This is a genomic window from Demequina sp. TMPB413, assembly GCF_020447105.2.
Taxonomy (GTDB): domain Bacteria; phylum Actinomycetota; class Actinomycetes; order Actinomycetales; family Demequinaceae; genus Demequina.
In genome coordinates this window covers 1,636,511-1,651,499 of record NZ_CP096184.1, presented here as the reverse complement: position 1 = coordinate 1,651,499, position 14,989 = coordinate 1,636,511, and the positions used below count along the sequence as shown (strand labels likewise).

At 64.8% G+C, this 14,989-nt stretch carries 14 protein-coding genes; 11 read left to right on the top strand and 3 right to left on the bottom strand.

The annotated features are described in order from the left end of the window. Positions 1-4 precede the first annotated feature (4 nt). From LGT36_RS08010 to LGT36_RS07995, 4 genes are read left to right on the top strand one after another with little or no spacing between them, the layout of a single operon-like run. Complete coding sequence (locus LGT36_RS08010; protein ID WP_226095476.1) at positions 5-184, top strand: hypothetical protein; 180 nt, start codon at positions 5-7, stop codon at positions 182-184. Beyond that, positions 168-560 (top strand): TadE family protein, encoded by a 393-nt coding sequence (locus tag LGT36_RS08005; protein WP_226095475.1) that lies wholly within the window; start codon positions 168-170, stop codon positions 558-560. Before LGT36_RS08010 ends, LGT36_RS08005 begins: the two co-directional genes overlap by 17 nt. A 52-nt stretch (positions 561-612) precedes the next feature. Beyond that, entirely contained in the window at positions 613-1,050 is a 438-nt protein-coding gene (locus LGT36_RS08000) for a pilus assembly protein (RefSeq protein ID WP_226095474.1), read from the top strand. Beyond that, positions 1,047-1,499 carry a hypothetical protein gene (locus LGT36_RS07995; RefSeq protein ID WP_226095473.1) on the top strand — a complete coding sequence of 151 codons (453 nt, stop codon included), beginning with the start codon at positions 1,047-1,049 and terminating at the stop codon, positions 1,497-1,499. Before LGT36_RS08000 ends, LGT36_RS07995 begins: the two co-directional genes overlap by 4 nt. A gap of 15 nt (positions 1,500-1,514) precedes the next feature. Here the strand turns inward: LGT36_RS07995 and LGT36_RS07990 are convergent, their stop codons facing one another. Then, positions 1,515-2,861, bottom strand: a complete 1,347-nt coding sequence (locus LGT36_RS07990) for an ABC transporter substrate-binding protein (RefSeq protein ID WP_226095472.1) — start codon at positions 2,859-2,861, stop codon at positions 1,515-1,517. A gap of 192 nt (positions 2,862-3,053) precedes the next feature. Between LGT36_RS07990 and pflB the strand changes: the two genes are divergently transcribed. The 3 genes from pflB to LGT36_RS07975 all read left to right on the top strand — a co-directional run bounded on the left by pflB (position 3,054) and on the right by LGT36_RS07975 (position 6,717). Beyond that, complete coding sequence (gene pflB, locus LGT36_RS07985) at positions 3,054-5,330, top strand: formate C-acetyltransferase (protein ID WP_226095480.1); 2,277 nt, start codon at positions 3,054-3,056, stop codon at positions 5,328-5,330. An 83-nt stretch (positions 5,331-5,413) separates the two neighbouring features. Further along, entirely contained in the window at positions 5,414-6,241 is an 828-nt protein-coding gene (gene pflA, locus LGT36_RS07980) for a pyruvate formate-lyase-activating protein (protein ID WP_226095471.1), read from the top strand. A 71-nt stretch (positions 6,242-6,312) separates the two neighbouring features. After that, entirely contained in the window at positions 6,313-6,717 is a 405-nt protein-coding gene (locus tag LGT36_RS07975) for a rhodanese-like domain-containing protein (protein WP_226095470.1), read from the top strand. 31 nt (positions 6,718-6,748) lie between these two features. On the opposite strand, the gene LGT36_RS07970 is transcribed toward LGT36_RS07975, so the two are convergent. Continuing rightward, complete coding sequence (locus LGT36_RS07970; RefSeq protein ID WP_226264659.1) at positions 6,749-7,498, bottom strand: hypothetical protein; 750 nt, start codon at positions 7,496-7,498, stop codon at positions 6,749-6,751. Between the two features lie 123 nt (positions 7,499-7,621). Here LGT36_RS07970 and LGT36_RS07965 point away from each other — a divergent pair, with 123 nt between their 5' ends. Together LGT36_RS07965 and istB are read left to right on the top strand one after the other, a co-directional pair. Beyond that, complete coding sequence (locus tag LGT36_RS07965; protein ID WP_248642042.1) at positions 7,622-8,947, top strand: IS21 family transposase; 1,326 nt, start codon at positions 7,622-7,624, stop codon at positions 8,945-8,947. Next, positions 8,944-9,783, top strand: coding sequence for an IS21-like element helper ATPase IstB (gene istB / locus LGT36_RS07960; protein ID WP_248642028.1), 840 nt, complete (start codon positions 8,944-8,946; stop codon positions 9,781-9,783). The genes LGT36_RS07965 and istB overlap by 4 nt, the downstream gene beginning before the upstream one ends. Here the strand turns inward: istB and LGT36_RS07955 are convergent. Continuing rightward, positions 9,780-10,094 carry a hypothetical protein gene (locus tag LGT36_RS07955; protein WP_226095025.1) on the bottom strand — a complete coding sequence of 105 codons (315 nt, stop codon included), beginning with the start codon at positions 10,092-10,094 and terminating at the stop codon, positions 9,780-9,782. The two genes, istB and LGT36_RS07955, sit on opposite strands and share 4 nt — an antisense overlap. 312 nt (positions 10,095-10,406) lie before the next feature. Between LGT36_RS07955 and LGT36_RS07950 the strand changes: the two genes are divergently transcribed. Then, positions 10,407-11,804 (top strand): OFA family MFS transporter, encoded by a 1,398-nt coding sequence (locus tag LGT36_RS07950; protein WP_226095027.1) that lies wholly within the window; start codon positions 10,407-10,409, stop codon positions 11,802-11,804. Between the two features lie 404 nt (positions 11,805-12,208). After that, a complete protein-coding gene (adhE, locus tag LGT36_RS07945) occupies positions 12,209-14,938 on the top strand; it encodes a bifunctional acetaldehyde-CoA/alcohol dehydrogenase (RefSeq protein ID WP_226095028.1) in 2,730 nt (909 codons plus the stop codon). Positions 14,939-14,989: the final 51 nt, after the last annotated feature.

The window sequence follows — 14,989 nt, the reverse complement described above, 5'->3', positions numbered from 1 at the left end:
CAACATGGTGCAGCTCAAAACGTGGCTCGACAGTCGCGACGCCACTGACGACCGAGGAGACGTGCCTGGTTGGGTGCTCATCACGCTCATGACGGCGGGTCTCGTTGCTGGGATATGGGCTATCGCGGGCCCCACACTCAATGACCTGTTCACCAAGGCCATCGAAGGTGTTACGGGAGGGTAAGCACGGGCAGGACGACGGCAACGTTGTTGTCGAGTTCGTCTTGGTGTCCATCCTCGTCATCACGATCGCGATGGGGGTGATTCAACTTGCCGTCGCCCTGCACGTGCGCAACATGCTCGTCTCCGCCGCATCCGAAGGAGCGCGTTTGGCTGCCACCAACGACCGTGGACTGGCTGACGGTGTGGAGCGCACTGAGTCGCTGCTGGCTGAATCGCTTGGCGGATACGACGCGAGCGCCTCCGCGATCGACACCGTGATCGACGGTGCGCCAGCGACTCAAGTGACCATCACCGCACCCGTGCCGGTCTTTGGTCTGTGGGGCATCGGATCAATGACGGTGTCGGCCAGGGCGTTCGAGGAGGTTGATCGTGATTAGTCCACGGCGACGCGCTCGGCGACCTGTTCACCACGACGACGAGGGGGCGGCGATGCTGGAATTCATCGCCTTGTCGCTCTTGCTGCTCATTCCGCTGGTCTACCTCGTCGTCACCGTGTCGCGCATCCAGGCAGGGGCGTTCGCAGCGGAATCAGCCGCCGGCGAGGCCGCGCGCACCTTCGTGGTCACTGGCGTGCATGAATTGGAAAGCGGTGCAAGCCGCGCCTCCGCGACGCACGCAGGGCAGACAAGGGCCCAAGCTGCCGTGGGACTTGTCGCGTCCGACTTTGGCTTCACAGACGACGAGGCGGCGCTAACTGTCGCCTGTGCCGGAACGTGCCTTGAACCAGGAACAGACGTCACTGCCGAGGTGACCATGCACGTCACGCTCCCAGGTATCCCTGGCTTCCTGAGCGGCGCCATCCCGCTCGAGGTCGAGGTGGTTGGCTCGGCACGCTCGCCCGTCGACAGCCTCACGGAGGACTCATGAACAGGTGGCGTCGCGCGAGTTCTGACGAGGGCACCATCGGGATCCTCACCCTCGGCTTCACGGTGCTTGCTCTCATGCTCATCCTCGTCGTGTCTGCCGCTACCGCGGTGCATATGACGCGCTTGCGGCTCACGCACCTCGCCGACGAACTTGCCGAGGATGCGGCCGACGCCGTCGACACCGGCGGATACTTCGACGGTCCCAGCAGCGATCAGGCCGCACTCGATCTGGCACACGGCGCGATGACGGCGGCGGTGCAGCGCCATGTAGACCGCAGGGGAGTGGATCGGCTCGAGGGAGTCACGCTCGTCTCCGTCGAGGCCCCCGACCAGTCCACAGCCACCGTGACGATCGAGGTGACGGTCTATCCGCTGTTTGGCGTCGAGGCGCTGATGCCCTTCGCCGACGGCATCACGCTACGCGCCACAGGCGAGTCCAGGACGTTCTAGCGGCCTCAGCCGCGCCTACTCGGTCGTGCCCACCGCCAAGGTGGCAGCCTCTGTCGCCACCGCCCAAGCGTCGGCGCTGCCCACGTTGCCTGACTGCACCTCGCTCAACACGTCCTGCAAGGTCACCTCAATCACCCCGTTGTTGGGGGAGTAGAGGCTTTGCGTGGGCAACTCGGTCACGGCCCTGGCCAGGATCGGCCCCACCGGGGCGTCGTTGAAGAAGGGAAGCTTGTAGGACTCAACGGAGTCGTCCTCATACAGGTCAGGCTGCGAGGGCAGAGAACCCGTCGCTTGGAAGACACGCAGTTGCTGTTCTGGTTGGATCAACCAGCTCAGGAACTCCCACGCGGATTCCTGCTCGGACGGCGTGCCTTGAGAGGGGATCGCGTAGAAGGAGCCGCCCCAGGACCCCCCGGGACCAGGGATGTCGGCGATATCCCACTTGGCGCTGCCGCCATTGGTCTCCAGGACGCTCTGGATGTATCCCATTCCCCACACGGGACATAGGGTCGCCGCGAACGTGCCGCTGTCGAGACCCGTGTCCCACTGGTCGGTAAAGGGGATCACCCCTGCCGACAAACCGGAGTCGATCGCGCTAAGCGCCACGTCAAAAGCGGGCTTGACTGGCTCGAGCGCCAACGTGCCCTCGGCGGCGAAATAGCTCGCGCCCGTCTGCGCGCGCACGGGCTTGAGCAGCGTGCCAGCGTCGTCAAGGAAGGCCCCCGCGCCGCCCGCAGCTTCATACTGCTTGCCCAGCTCAAGGAAGCCTTCCCATGAGTCGGCCATGGCCCGCTCAACGGCCTCTCTCTCGACCGGAAGCCCGGCGTTCTCGAACAAGTCGCGCCGATAACAGAGGGCCAAGCCCGAGACGTCGGCGCCGATGCCCACCAATTGCGAGCCGTCAGGAGTGGAACCCTGAGCCCACTTCCATTCGAGATAACGTTCCTGGTAATCGCCAGCATTGAAGGTCAGGAGGTCGGCGAAGGCGTCGGGCTGGGCGGCAAACTTGCCGATGTAGTCCTCGCCAATGGCGACGATGCTCGGCGCGCCAGCTTCCGCCACAATCTGGCGCTGGAGCTCGTCGTGGAGTTCGTTGTAGTTGCCGGAGATCAGTTCGATGTTGACCTCGGGGCGCAACTCCTCATATTCGACGGCGAGAGCCTCGAGCCCGAAGTCGCCCCAATAGGCGACCGACACCGTGACGACATCGCCAGCGGGAACCGTGGCGCTGGGGGAGGGGGAAGCGTCGTCGCCCAGCAATCCGCACGCGCCTAGAATCAGGCTCGAGCACGCGACTGCCGCGAGCGTGCGCCCAGCCGTCCTGTACGTCAACGTCATTGTCACTCCCCTGGTGCGTGCCACGGATACAGGCTCTCGGGACATTGCAGTCACTGTAGCGGGCCGCATCGTCACCGGCGAAGTCGGCACTTGGGACCCAGGACCTTGAGGTCAAAAGTCCTGAGATTCCCGTGCCCACAGGGCATACCCTGGGCGGTAACGGTGCTACAGCGCCTACTCCCCATGCATTTCCCCATGCAGGAAGGTTTTACCGAGATGACAATCGCGGCCAAAGGAACCACCCACCCCGAGTCTGACGCCCAGCAGCTTGACGCCTGGCGTTCGTTCCCCACCGGGCCCTGGACAGACACCATCGACGTGCGCGGATTCATTCAGTGCGCGTACACCGAGTACACCGGGGATGACACCTTCCTCGCGGGGCCAACAGAGCGCACCACGCGCGTGTGGCAGACGCTGCTGGGCATGTTCCCCCAGGAGCGCGAAAAGGGTGTCTACGACATCGACTGGAAGACGCCGGCGACCATCACGTCGCACGCGCCCGGTTACATCAGTGAGGACGACAACCTGATTGTCGGCCTGCAGACAGACGCACCACTCAAGCGCGCGATCATGCCGTACGGCGGCTGGCGCATGGTGGTCAAGGAGCTCGAGACCTACGGCTACCCGGTTGACCCGGAGTTGGAGACCGTCTTCTCGACCTACCGCAAGACCCACAACGACGGCGTGTTTGACGCCTACCCCCCGAACGTGCGCGCCGCCCGCTCGAGTCACATCATCACAGGCCTTCCCGACGCCTATGGTCGCGGTCGCATCATCGGCGACTACCGTCGCGTCGCCCTGTACGGCGTTGACGCGCTGATCCAGGCCAAGAAGAACGACCGTGTCGAGCTCGACATGCAGCGCTCCACCGAAGACATCATTCGCGACCGCGAAGAGAACTCGGAGCAGATCAAGGCGCTGAACGAGCTCAAGCAGATGGCCGCTTCGTACGGCTACGACATCTCGAAGCCTGCGACCAACGCGAAGGAAGCCGTTCAGTGGCTGTACTTCGCCTACCTCGCGGCGGTCAAGGAGCAGAACGGTGCGGCCATGTCGCTCGGGCGCACCTCGACGTTCCTGGACTGCTACATCGAGCGCGACCTCCAAGAGGGCACGCTGACCGAGGTCGAGGCTCAAGAGCTGATCGACGACTTCGTCATCAAGCTGCGCATCGTCCGCTTCCTGCGCACGCCCGAGTACGACGCGCTGTTCTCCGGCGACCCGCTGTGGGTGACCGAGTCCCTCGCAGGGCTTGGTGAGGACGGCCGCTCGCTCGTCTCCAAGACCACGTTCCGCTACCTGCACACGCTGTACAACCTCGGCCCCGCACCTGAGCCGAACATGACGGTGCTGTGGAGCGACCGCTTGCCGCTCGGCTTCAAGGAGTTCTGCGCCAAGGTGTCGATCGACACCTCCGCAGTCCAGTACGAGTCGGACGAGCTGCTGCGCTCACAGTGCGGTGACGACGCGGCGATCGCTTGCTGCGTCTCCGGCATGGAGGTCGGCAAGCAGATGCAGTTCTTCGGAGCTCGCGTCAACCTTGCCAAGGGCCTCCTGTACGCCATCAACGGCGGTCGCGACGAGGTGAGCGGCAAGCAGGTATCGCCGACGCTGGCACCCGTCGCGGGTGACGTGCTCGACTTCGACGACGTCATGGGCAAGTTCGACACCTTCCTTGACTGGTTGGCAGAGACGTACGTCGACGCCCTCAACGTCATCCACTACATGCACGACAAGTACGCCTACGAGCGCATCGAGATGGCGCTTCACGACAAGGACGTCCTGCGCACCATGGCTTGCGGTATCGCTGGCCTGTCGGTCGCCACGGACTCGCTGTCGGCCATCAAGTACGCGAAGGTCAAGCCTGTGCGCGACGAGACCGGCTTGATCACCGACTACGAGGTCGAGGGCGAATACCCCACCTACGGCAATGATGACGACCGCGCGGACGACATTGCGGTGGACCTGGTCCGCCGCTTCATGAACAAGATCCGCAAGCAGAAGACCTACCGCGGCGCGAAGCACACCCAGTCGGTGCTGACCATCACGTCCAACGTGGTCTACGGCAAGGCCACCGGCAACACGCCAGATGGTCGTCGTCTCGGCGAGCCTTTTGCCCCTGGCGCCAACCCCATGAACGGGCGCGACGTGCACGGCATCATGGCGTCGGCGTTGTCCGTCGCAAAGCTTCCTTACGAGGACGCTGAAGACGGCATCTCGCTCACCACCTCGATCGTGCCCTCGGCCCTTGGTCGCGACCGCGACGAGCAGGTCACCAACATGGTCGGCATCCTTGACGCTTACACGGTGAGCCAGGGCTTCCACATGAACGTCAACGTGCTCAACCGCGAGACGCTCGAAGACGCCATGGAGCACCCGGAGAACTACCCGCAGCTCACCATCCGGGTCTCGGGCTACGCCGTCAACTTTGTGCGGCTCACGCGCGAGCAGCAGCTCGACGTCCTGTCGCGCACGTTCCACGCGGGCCTGTAACACTACTGACAGTACGGCGCCCCGTCCGGAAGGCAGGGGCGCCGCTGTCGTAGTGTTGGCAACCCCGGAAGTCTGGAGCAATTGTGACCAACGAATCGGTACCGGTCGACGTCACGCTCGGGCCCCCCATGGAGATCGCCGACGCTGAACTAGCGGCGAGCGAGAGCCTCGTCGACAACACGGCTGGCTCGGTCCACTCCTGGGACCTCGTGACGGGCGCCGACGGCCCAGGAACCCGCATGACGCTGTTCATGGCAGGGTGCGGCCTGAGATGCCAGTACTGCCACAACCCCGACACGTGGCGCATGAAGGACGGTGTGCGCCACACCGTTGACGAGGTGCTGGCGCGCGTGACGCGCTACTCCACGATCATGAAGGTCACCGGCGGTGGCCTCACGATCTCGGGCGGAGAGCCGCTCCTGCAATCGCACTTTGTCACGCAGGTGTTCAGGCGCGCCCACGACCTCAACATCCACACCGCGCTCGACACCGCTGGCCTGCTGGGATCGAGGCTCACGGACGATGACCTCAACTACATCGACCTCGTGTTGCTCGACATCAAGTCTGGGATCCCTGACACCTACAAGCGAGTGACGGGAAGGCCACTACAGCCGACGCTCGACTTCGCCGAGCGCTTGTCGCGCCTTGGCAAGAAGACGTGGATTCGGTTCGTGCTCGTTCCAGGTTTGACCGACGAAGAAGAGAACGTCGACGCGATTGGCAAGTTTGTGGCGACGCTTGACGGGGTCGAGCGCATGGAGATCCTGCCGTTCCACCAGATGGGCAAGGCTAAGTGGGAGGCCACTGGCGAGCCGTACCTGCTGGGAGACACCAGGGCCCCCTCGCAGGAGCTGGTGGACCGGGTGAAAGCCCAGCTAGAGTCGTATGGACTGCCGGTCAAGGTGGCGTGACGCTTCCCTGAATGCCGCTAGGCGTTGGCCGTCATCTCAGCACCACATACCCAGGGGGGTATAGTAGAACCATGACTACTCGCACCTTTCGAGCCACCATCCTTGCCGCTATTGCCGCCGTCGTTCTGGCGGCCTGTTCCTCTGACTCGCAAGAGCCGCCTGCGTTCGATGGCTCTCACGTGGATGAGGGCGCCTTCGCGCTTGCCGTGGAGCAGCCCGGCGTGACCGTGATCGATGTCCGCACCCCGGCTGAGTTCGCCGAGGGCCACCTGCCGGGCGCTGTGAACATGAACGTCGAGGACCCGGCGTTCGCCACCGCGGTGGCCGGCCTTGAGTCCGCTGCTGACTACGCGGTCTACTGCCGCTCCGGCAACCGTTCTCGAGTGGCAATCGACCTGATGACCCAAGCGGGACTCACTCAGACGGTGGGCCTTGAAGGTGGCATCAGCGCCTGGCGCGGCGAGATCGTCAAGTAGGGCGATTGCGGCGACAGTCTGCCGCGAGCTCCTAGTCCTCTGGCTGCAGCAACCCGCCGGTGACGAAGCCGCGCACGGTTCGCACGGACAGTGCGGCCACGATGGCGGTGGTGACCGTCAGCACCACCCCGCCAGCCCACGCGTAGAACGATCCGGAACCGGCCTCGTATGCGGCGATGAACGCGACGACGGCCGCGCCGAGCGGGAAGGTGTAGGCCCACGCCGGAACCGCGAACGGAACCTTGCGCAACGAGGTGGCGTGGCTAGCGAGCACCAGCAGGTTGAACAGGGTGACGGCCAGCAGAATCCTTGCGAGCGGGTCGGACCACTCGCCTCCGAGCCGCACCCATGACAGTGCCGCAACTGCCGGCGGGGCAGCCATGATCGCGAGCGTGGAGGCTAGCCGCTGGGGCATGGTGCCAAGCACAAACAGCCTGGTGAGCACGATGGGCATCATGCCGAGCCAGTAGACAACCCCGACGCCGAAGAAGTACCACGACACATCAACTGGGGCGTGGGTGGTCTCGGCGAGCGGCACAACCATGTTGCCCACGACCGGGATAAACCAGGCGGGATGCACGTGCACATGCTGGATCTGCGCATCGGTTGACCACGTGCGCACCACCCAGATGGTGATCACGAACATAGCGACGGCGCCCGGCCACCACAGTGCGCCTGACACGCCTCGCGAGTGGGGCAGGAGGGCGACGGCGGCAACCAGGCCAGAGATGGGAATGGTTGCCGTGAACGCTGCCTTGACGGGGTGCCTGACGGCGCTCACTGAAATTCCTCAGTTCTGCTCACTGAAATTCCCCACTCCGGGTCGCTTCCGCACATAGAAGCGGGCCTTCCTCGATGCTGATGGTCTTCGACCACACACCAGCTCGAGAAAGGCCCTGCTCCTATGCTTTCAGAGGAGGACGACGTGGACATCCACGCGCTCAAACGCCAGGGGATGACGATCAGTGAGATCGCCCGGCGCACCGATCACGACCGCAAGACAATCCGCGCCTATCTGGCTGGCCAACGCACCCCAGGAGTGCGTCACCGTGCCGCCCCGGATCTGTTCGACGCGTTCATCGCCTACGTCACCGCCCGTCTGAGCGAGGACCCGCATCTGTGGGCGGTGACGCTGCTGGACGAGCTCGTGCCACTGGGCTTCGAAGGGTCGTATCAGACCTTGACTCGCCAGATCCGGGACCGGAGTTTGCGGCCGGCCTGCACGGCCTGCGCGCATGTGACCAAGCGGCCCAACGCGATCATCGTCCACCCGCCGGGTGAGGAGACGCAGTTCGACTGGGTCGAGTTGCCCGACGCCCCGGCCGACTGGGCGTTCCCAACCAAACGCGCCTACGTCCTCGTGGGTTCGCTCGCGCACTCGGGGGTTTGGCGGGCGGTGATCTCCCCGTCGATGGACCTGCCCCACCTGCTGGCCGCGATGACGGTGCTGCTGGGCCTGCTGGGCGGCGTGACGAAGATGTGGCGGTTCGACCGGATGAGCACCGTGCTGAAGGCGGGGACGAGTGATCTGACACCAATGTTCGCCGCGTTCTCCAAGCACCACGCGGTCAGCGTCGTCGCTTGCCGGCCCCGGTCGGGCAACCGCAAGGGCGTGGTCGAGAAGAACAACCACACCGCCGCCCAGCGTTGGTGGCGCAACCTTGCGGACGATGTCACCCTTGAGCAAGCGCAGCAACGCCTGACCGCGTTCGCCCAAGGGCAGGACGGTCGACGCCGTGAGGGACGCGACGGGTCCACGACGGCCGCAGTCATGTTCGCTGCGGAACGGCTGAGCCCGTTGCCACCGATGCTGTTCCCGGTGGTGGTGACCGAGGAGCGCACCGCGACACGGCAGGCGCTGATCGATTGGCGCGGGAACCGGTACTCGGTCCCGCCGGAACTGGCTGCGGCCCGCGTCATCGTCCATCAACGCCTCGGTGCGGCCACCATCGATATCGGGACCATCTCCGGCGTGGTGCTGGCACGGCACCAGGTTGCCGAGCCGGGGCTGGGGGTCACGATCCGCGACAGCAGACACGTCACCGCCCTGGAGACCATCGCCCTGGCCGCTGCGCCTCCAGGCCGCCCGCACCGGAAGAAGGAACGCATCCCACCGGGCACCGCGGCCCGCCGCGCCGCCATGGCGCTCACTAGCGCCACCGAACCCACCACCGTGATCAGCCTGGCCGCCTACGAGACGGCCGCGAAGAACAGGAACACCCTCCAATGAACACACCACTCACCACCGCTTCCACCCTGACGGCGACGACGGCCGCGACGCCGGCGAGCGTGTTTCAGCAACTACGCGGCCACCTCACCGAACTGAAACTCGACGACGCCGCCGACGCCCTGCCCCGCGTCCTGGACCAAGCCCAAGCCGAGGGCTGGTCGCTGACTCACACCCTCGAGCGCCTGCTCGCCATCGAGGTCACCGCGACCGACGCCAGACGCCTGGCCGGCCGGTTCCGCTTCGCGAACCTGCCCACCGGTGCGACCCTTGCCGACTTCGACCTCGACGCCGCCTCCGGCATCGACAGCAACCTCCTGACCGAGCTTGGCACCTGCCGCTACCTCGACACCGCAACCAACGTGCTCCTGATCGGCCCTCCCGGAGTCGGGAAAACCCACATCGCGACCGGCCTCGGCCATGCGGCTGTGACGGCCGGTTATCGCACCTACTTCACCTCCGCCGCCGACCTCGCCGCCCGCTGCCACCGCGCCGCGATCGAGGGCAAATGGGGCACCATGATGCGGTTCTTCGCCGGACCCACACTGCTCGTGATCGACGAGCTGGGCTACCTGCCGTTGCCCGCCGAGGCCGCGTCAGCACTGTTCCAGGTCATCAACCAGCGTTACCTGAAAACGTCGATCGTGATCACCACGAACCGGCCCGTCGGCGCCTGGGGCGAGATCCTCGGCGACACCACCGTCGCCGCCGCGATGCTCGACCGACTCCTACACCGATCCGTCGTCGTCACCCTCGACGGAGGCTCCTACCGGCTCCGCAACCACGCCGCCGCAGCCGACGAACTACGCCGCGTCACAACCGGCACAAACTTCCGCTAACCTGACCCCGCGACCTGGGGAACTTCGCCGAGCAAGACTGGGGAATTTCGCTGAGCGCCGTCATGCCGCCATTCAGCAGCCACCGCGCTCCTGTGGCGGACGGCCTTGGTGCCATAGGCGATGAGCAGGGCCGCAAGTACGCCCAAAGTGAGCCAGGCGAGCGCCTCGCCGATCACCGCGGGGACGGTGGTCCACACCTCCGCGGCGCGGTGAAATGCGGTCGCTAGCGCTCCAAGGCCCATCGGAATGGAAAAGGTGCCAACGGGAAGGTGAACGATGGACCGGCTCTGCCCGGATTCCAGCTCCTGCATGGATTGCTCCTTGTGACGTTCGCGGCGCCGACGCGCGTCGAGCGCGGAAGCACTGCGAGCATACCCCCGAGGGTATCGGTTCCCATAGTGCGGCCGGGTGGAGTGGGCGGACAATGCCCCTGGTCCTAGATCAAGGGTCCCGGGTGGGTCCCCTGCCTCAGCACGTGCACTCCAAGGGTGTTTCCTACGGGTTCGCCGTCCAATTGTTACCGAGAAGGTGCTGGATAGCCGGGACTTCATGACCTACGTCCTGCCCTGACGGGGGACCAGGACCACCACTATTGGTGCACAGGCTTTTGAAGGGAGAAGTACATGTCGATTCTCGACAGAGAAGCAACGGTGGCCCCACCGGGGTACAACCGTTGGCTCGTCCCCCCCGCTGCCCTCGCCGTGCACCTGAGCATCGGCCAGGTCTACGCCCTGAGCGTCTTCAAGACTCCGCTTGAGGAGCGCCTCGACATCAACCACACCCAGAGCGGTGTGACGTTCTCGATCGCGATCGCGATGCTGGGCCTCTCGGCGGCTTTCGGTGGTCGCTGGATGGAGCGCCACGGACCTCGTAAGGCGATGGTCGTCGCGGCATTCGCGTGGTCTCTCGGCTTCATGGTTGGCGCCGCAGGTATCGCTCTCGGCAGCATTTGGCTGGTCTACCTCGGCTACGGCGTCATCGGTGGCATTGGTCTTGGCATCGGCTACATCTCGCCAGTGTCGACGCTGATCAAGTGGTTCCCCGACCGCCCAGGCCTGGCCACTGGCCTCGCCATCATGGGCTTCGGTGGAGGCGCGATGCTCGCTTCTCCCGTTTCGAAGGCGCTGCTCGATGCCTTCAGCGACGGCACGCCACAAGACGGACTTGTTCCCACGTGGATCGTGATGGGTGCCGCCTACTTTGTGCTGATGATCCTCGGTGCCGCCGTGGTGCGAGTGCCGGCCAAGGGATGGAAGCCGGAAGGCTGGGAGCCGAAGCCGGCGGCAGCCGCACGGACGACGGCTGGCCAAGTGAGCGCCAAGAACGCCATCAAGACCCGTAGCTTCTACCTGCTGTGGATCGTGTTGTTCACCAACGTCACTGCGGGAATCGGCATCCTTGAGAATGCCAGCCCGATGATCCAGGACTACTTCCCCTTTGACGAGGCAACAGGCAAAGGCGTGAGCGCTGCGGCCGCCGCTGGCTTCGTCGGTCTCCTGTCGCTCGCCAACATGGCGGGCCGCATCGGTTGGTCGAGCCTGTCGGATGTGATCGGCCGGCGCATGACCTACGTCAAGTACCTCGGAGCAGGCGCTGTCTTCTACGCGGCGCTCGCGTTCGCAGGTTCCACGTCCATCGCCGTGTTCGTGTTGCTCGCCTTCATCATCATCACGTTCTACGGAGGCGGGTTCGCCACGATCCCTGCGTACCTCAAGGACACGTTTGGTGAGTTCGAGGTGGGAGCTGTTCACGGCCGCCTGCTGACGGCATGGTCGGCAGCGGGCATCGCTGGTCCGCTCATCGTCAACTCGATCCTCGACGCGCGTAGCAACGCTGGCGTCGAAGGCGCAGCCCTTTACGGGCCGTCCATGATGGTCATGGTGGGGCTGCTCGTGGTGGGCTTCGTGGCGAATCTGCTGGTCAAGCCTGCGGATGAGAAGTACCACGAGGCCGCCGACGCGGTGCCAGAGCACGAGCGCGCCGCGGCACAGAAGCTCGCGACCACAGGGAAGGGGGTCTGACATGAGCAAGGCAAATCCCCTCGCCTACGTCCTGTGGGTTCTTGTGGGCGCAGGTTTGGCCTACGGAGTCTTCGAGACTGTTGTGAAGGCGATCTCGCTCTTCACCGACTAATCGCACCTTGTCCAGCCGCCACTTCCGTGGCGCTCAAGCGGCCCGCACCTCCACAGGGTGCGGGCCGCTGTGCGTTGCAGCTCAGCTGTCCCGCCTCACTCTGAACCGGGACAGCGGCGAGTCCCGGGTTCTTGCGCCACAAGTCCCGGCTTTCCGCTTGCCGCGCGTGCTCGATACCCGCTCCGGTATAGGGACAGAGGTCCCGGGACCTAGGACCGCGGAAGGGGCGATCAACGTGGCATACCGTGAGCAATGGAACGCCCGCCAGGGCAGCCACTAGGAGGACATCCCCATGACGACCACCGCCCCCAAGGCAGGCACCGAGACCCAGACCGACGCGCCTTCGGTTGCCGCCGCAATTGACGCTCTCGTGGTGAAGGCCCAGAAGGCCCTCGAAGAGTACGCGAGCCGCACCCAAGAAGACGTCAACCAGTACGTCAAGAAGGCATCTGTTGCCGCCTTGAACCAGCACGGCGAGCTCGCGCTGCTCGCGGTCAAGGAGACCGGCCGCGGCGTCTTCGAAGACAAGGCAGTGAAGAACATCTTCGCTTGCGAACACGTGACGCACTCGATGGCCCCCATGAAGACCGTGGGCATCATCTCCGAGGACCCGATCACCGGCATCACCGAGATCGCCGAGCCCGTCGGCGTCGTCGCCGGCATCACCCCCGTCACCAACCCGACGTCCACCGCGATCTTCAAGTCCCTCATCGCGATCAAGACGCGCAACCCGATCATCTTCGGCTTCCACCCGAGCGCTCAAGAGTCCTCGGTCGCCGCAGCCAAGGTCGTGCGCGACGCCGCCATCGCGGCTGGCGCTCCCGAGAACTGCGTGCAGTGGGTCGAGATCCCCTCCCTCGAGGCGACCAGCGAACTCATGAACCACCCCGGTGTGGCCCTCATCCTCGCAACCGGCGGCAACGCGATGGTCAAGGCGGCCTACTCCTGCGGGAAGCCAGCCCTCGGCGTCGGCGCTGGAAACGTCCCCGCCTACGTCCACAAGTCAGCCAACCTGAAGCGCGCGATCAACGACTTGGTGATCTCCAAGGCCTTCGACAACGGCATGGTGTGTGCTTCCGAGCAGGCCGTCATTCTCGACAAGGAGATCTACGCAGAGGCAATGGGGCTGTTCGACCGCCTGCACGCCTACAAGGTCACCAAGGAAGAGAAGGCCAAGCTCGAAGAGTTCATCTTCGGCGCCACCGCCGGTGGTAGCAACTGTGCCGGTGCCAAGCTCAACCCGAACGTCGTCGGCAAGTCCCCCCAGTGGATCGCCGAGCAGGCGGGCTTCTCGGTGCCAGAAGAGACCTCGATCATCCTTGCCGAGGTTGCAGAGGTGGGCGAGAACGAGCCCCTCACGCGCGAGAAGCTGTGCCCAGTGCTCGCGGTGCTCAAGGCCAACGACACCGAACAGGGCCTCGTCTACTCCGAGAAGATGGTCGAGTTCCACGGCCTCGGTCACTCGGCCGCGATCCACGCGACCGACGAAGACCTCATCAAGGAGTTCGGCAAGCGCTGCAAGGCGATTCGCATCATCTGCAACGCACCTTCGAGCCACGGCGGCATCGGCGACATCTACAACGCGTTCCTGCCTTCGCTCACGCTCGGCTGTGGTTCGTACGGCAAGAACTCGGTGTCGAACAACGTCACCGCGGTGAACCTCATCAACGTCAAGCGCATCGGCCGGAGGAACAACAACATGCAGTGGTTCAAGGTCCCGGCCAAGACGTACTTCGAGCCCAACGCGATCCAGTACTTGCACGACATGAACGCCGTCGAGCGCGTCACGATCGTCACCGACGCGACGATGACCCGCATCGGCGTGGTCGACAAGATCATCGACGTGCTGCGCCGCCGCGCCAACAACGTGTCGCTGCAGATCATCGACAACGTTGAGCCGGAGCCGTCCATCAAGACGGTCACGGCCGGTGCCGAGATCATGAGGGCCTTCAAGCCCGACACGATCATCGCCGTCGGCGGTGGCTCGCCCATGGACGCCGCGAAGGTCATGTGGCTCATGTACGAGCACCCAGACATCGTGTTCTCGGACCTCAAGGAGAAGTTCTTCGACGTCCGCAAGCGCGCCTTCCAGTTCCCCAAGCTGGGCGAACTCGCCAAGCTGGTGTGCATCCCGACCACGTCGGGAACCGGCGCAGAGGTGACGCCGTTCGCGGTCATCACTGACACGGAGACGGGCCGCAAGTACCCGCTCGCCGACTACGCGCTGACCCCGACCGTCGCGATCGTTGACCCGGTACTGACCGCCAACCTGCCTTCGCGGGTCGCGGCCGACTCCGGCATGGACGCCCTGACGCACGCGACCGAGGCATACGTCTCCGTCTACGCGAACGACTTCACCGATGGTCTCTGCCTCCAGGCGATCCGCCTGGTGTTCGAGAACATCGAAGAGTCGGTCACCGTCGGCGGTGGCGCGGTCAAGGCTCGCGAGAAGATGCACAACGCGGCCACGATCGCCGGTATGGCCTTCGGCAACGCGTTCCTTGGTCTGGTCCACGCGATGAGCCACGTCACCGGCTCGATGTACCACGTCGCACACGGTCGCACCAACGCGGTCTACCTGCCGCACGTGATCCGCTACAACGGCAAGGTTCCCACCAAGCCGACCTCGTGGCCCAAGCAGGAGTCCTACGTGGCGCCCGAGCGCTTCCAAGAGATTGCGAAGATGCTCGGCCTGGCACACGAGACTCCAGAGATCGCCGTCGAGGCTTACGCCACGGCTGTCGAGGAGCTGCGCGCCAAGGTGGGCATCGAGCCTTCGTTCCAGGCGATCGGCGTTGACGAGGCGGAGTTCCTGTCAAGCCTCGACACGCTCGCGATGCAGGCCTACGAGGACCAGTGCGCACCCGCGAACCCGCGTCTGCCGATGATCGACGACATGAAGATCATGATGGAAGCCGCGTACTACGGAATCACGTGGGATGAGGTCAAGAACCGCACCGTCAAGGAGGGCTCAGCAGACCCCAAGACGGCGACCAAGGCCGCGAAGAAGTCAGCGAAGTAATTCCTGATAAATGCCGAACAGTCAGCGGGTCGGGACCCAGGTCCCGACCCG

Coding starts and splice junctions, on each gene's coding strand:
- LGT36_RS08010 (WP_226095476.1), top strand. CDS start 5: ATGGTGCAGCTCAAAACGTGGCTCGACAGTCGCGACGCCACTGACGAC.
- LGT36_RS08000 (WP_226095474.1), top strand. CDS start 613: ATGCTGGAATTCATCGCCTTGTCGCTCTTGCTGCTCATTCCGCTGGTC.
- LGT36_RS07995 (WP_226095473.1), top strand. CDS start 1,047: ATGAACAGGTGGCGTCGCGCGAGTTCTGACGAGGGCACCATCGGGATC.
- pflB (WP_226095480.1), top strand. CDS start 3,054: ATGACAATCGCGGCCAAAGGAACCACCCACCCCGAGTCTGACGCCCAG.
- LGT36_RS07975 (WP_226095470.1), top strand. CDS start 6,313: ATGACTACTCGCACCTTTCGAGCCACCATCCTTGCCGCTATTGCCGCC.
- LGT36_RS07965 (WP_248642042.1), top strand. CDS start 7,622: ATGCTTTCAGAGGAGGACGACGTGGACATCCACGCGCTCAAACGCCAG.
- istB (WP_248642028.1), top strand. CDS start 8,944: ATGAACACACCACTCACCACCGCTTCCACCCTGACGGCGACGACGGCC.
- LGT36_RS07955 (WP_226095025.1), bottom strand. CDS start 10,094: ATGCAGGAGCTGGAATCCGGGCAGAGCCGGTCCATCGTTCACCTTCCC.
- LGT36_RS07950 (WP_226095027.1), top strand. CDS start 10,407: ATGTCGATTCTCGACAGAGAAGCAACGGTGGCCCCACCGGGGTACAAC.
- adhE (WP_226095028.1), top strand. CDS start 12,209: ATGACGACCACCGCCCCCAAGGCAGGCACCGAGACCCAGACCGACGCG.